The sequence below is a fragment of the Verminephrobacter aporrectodeae subsp. tuberculatae At4 genome, assembly GCF_000193225.1.
GTDB lineage: Bacteria > Pseudomonadota > Gammaproteobacteria > Burkholderiales > Burkholderiaceae_C > Acidovorax > Acidovorax aporrectodeae.
Genome location: NZ_AFAL01000996.1, coordinates 1 through 2,440 on the forward strand (window position 1 = coordinate 1; position 2,440 = coordinate 2,440).

The window sequence follows — 2,440 nt, forward strand, 5'->3', positions numbered from 1 at the left end:
AGGAACTGATCCCCCAACTCGACCCCCAGGTGTTCTGGCAGATCCACCGCGGCACCCTGGTCCGTGCCAGCGCCATCACGGCCGTGGCGCGCGACGCGGCGGGCAAGCTGCACCTGGAACTGGCCGGACGCCCCGAGAAACTGCCCGTGAGCCGCCTCCACGCGCACCGCTTCAGGGCGATGTAGGCCTTTTGAGAATCGCTGCGTCGGACGCCTTCGTTCTTGCGAACAGGGCTCCCCGCCGCTGCGCGTCTGGACGCCAGAGAGGCGCCAGAAACGCCCCCGGCAAGGCCGGCTACGCGCCGCCCGCTGAGCCAGGAAACGCCCGTTTGCCCGGACAGCAAACAGGCACTCCCGCTTGGAAATTGCAGCAGCGCTGGACCCTTTCGCCGTCAACCGCAAGCCGTTACTTTTCAAAATGAAAAATCAGTGCTGTTTCGTTGACTTTACTTCTTGGCACCATACAATCGGCCGAACTGCTGCCACTCACAGGACTAAAAGTTACCGTACGCATCATTACAGCCCAGATCCCCATCGGCCCGCCAACAATCAAGACAATTCGCCAGTTTTTTCATGAAATTAGTGGAAATTACTTAGATCACTACCCAGGGCAATGCAGTACCCACACGTACGAAAAAGAAACTATTTGCTGATACAAGCAAGGAAATTTCATTAATTCCCAGCGAATCCCCTGACTCAAGTCAACACGCTGCATCCGCTCCGGCAGATCCCACACAACCGGAAATCGCCCCCCGGCGAGTCCGTAACCAAGCCGTCACCGACGGCATGGCACACGAAGCAAGCACGCCTGCGTCCATGGGGGACGCTGCGCCAAAGCCGAATCCAGAAACCACGCACATCCCATCAGGAAAAGGAAAATCACCATGGCCACCTCCCCAGCCGCCACCACCACAACGCCCGGTACCAACAGTGAGCTCAACGTCACCATCGCGATCGCCGACCGCGCGCTCACCGCGGACGAGACCACCACCGTCACCTTCACCTTCAGCAAGTCCGTCAACGGCTTTGACACCAGAGACATCACGTGCACCAACGGCACGCTGAGCGCGCTCACGCCCAACGCCAACCGCACGGTCTGGACGGCCACCTTCACGCCCACGGCCAACACCAACGCCCCGTCGAATGTCATCAACGTAGACCTCGCCGGGGTAACCGACAACGCTGGCAACGCCGGCGCGGGTAAAGTCACCAGCGCCAACTACTCCGTGGACACCCGAGATACCGTGGCCCCGCTGTTCCTCAGCGCCACGGTCAACGCCGACCAACTGGTGCTCACGTACACCGAAGCCAACACCCTGGACCCGGCCGCGCTCTCGGGCAGCGCAGGCTTTACGGTCAGCAGCACGGGCACGGCCATTACCGTGAGCAGCGCCGTGGTGAATGCGACGGCCAAGACCGTCACACTCACGCTGAGCCGCGCCGTGACCAGCAGTGAGGTGGTGAACGTCAGCTACACCAAACCCACATCCGGCGCCGTGGTTCAGGACGCTGCGGGCAACGACGCGGCGGACCTCAGCAGCCAGGCCGTGACGAACAACACGCCGAATCCCGCCGCCCCGCAGCTGATCACCACCGCCGCCGATCGCCCCCAGGTCCTCAACCAGGAGAATGTGCTGCTCCAATTCAGCCACCAAGAGAACCCCTTTGACACGAGCCACGGACCAGTCAAAACGGACTTCACGGTACTCGTGGATGGCGTACCCAACGTCGTCACTGACATCGTCATGGGCGACACGTCCGCTGCCACGCTCCTCACACTGATTCTGACCACCCCCGTGCAACATGGTCAGAAAGTGACCGTCTCCTACCGGGACAACACGCCCGATGACGGCAACGGCATACGGGACACAGCAGGCAATAGCCTGAACAGCATCCTGACCACGGAGGTGGTGAATAAACTGGAGGACAGGCGTGCCCCGGAACTGATCACCACCGGCGACACGCGGCGCCCCAAGGTCACTGGCGACCAGCTGGTGCTTAGCTACGAGGATTCAAGCAACCTGCAAGGGCGCACGTTCGCGGACAACGCAGGCTTTACGGTCAGCACCACCGCTGGCACCACCATTACCGTCACCGGCGCCGTGGTGAACTCCACCGCCAAGACCGTCACGCTCACGCTGAGCCGCGCCGTAACCCACGAGGAGACGGTGAGCGTCAGCTACACCAGACCTGCGGCCGGCCATACGGTACAGGACACTGCCAACAACGGCGCAGATGACTTCCGCAACCAGGCCGTGACGAACAACACGCCAGCGGCAGCCGACACCACGGCCCCGGTCATCAACACCGCCGTGGTCAACGGTGACCAGCTGGTGCTCACGTACACCGAGGCCAGCAGCCTGGGCCTGGACGCGGCCCATACCGCCCCCGCCGCGGCCTATGCGGTGAGCAGCGCCAGCGGCCCGGCCATCAGCGTGAAC

General features: G+C 62.6%; 2 protein-coding genes. Both read left to right on the forward strand.

Features of this window, described 5'->3' with window-relative positions:
* Positions 1–185: LytTR family DNA-binding domain-containing protein (locus tag VTU_RS30230; protein ID WP_010110328.1), on the forward strand; the 185-nt coding region annotated here is incomplete at its 5' end.
* Positions 186–883: 698 nt separating this feature from the next.
* A partial coding sequence (locus VTU_RS30235; RefSeq protein WP_010110329.1) for a SwmB domain-containing protein occupies positions 884–2,440 on the forward strand: 1,557 nt, incomplete at its 3' end.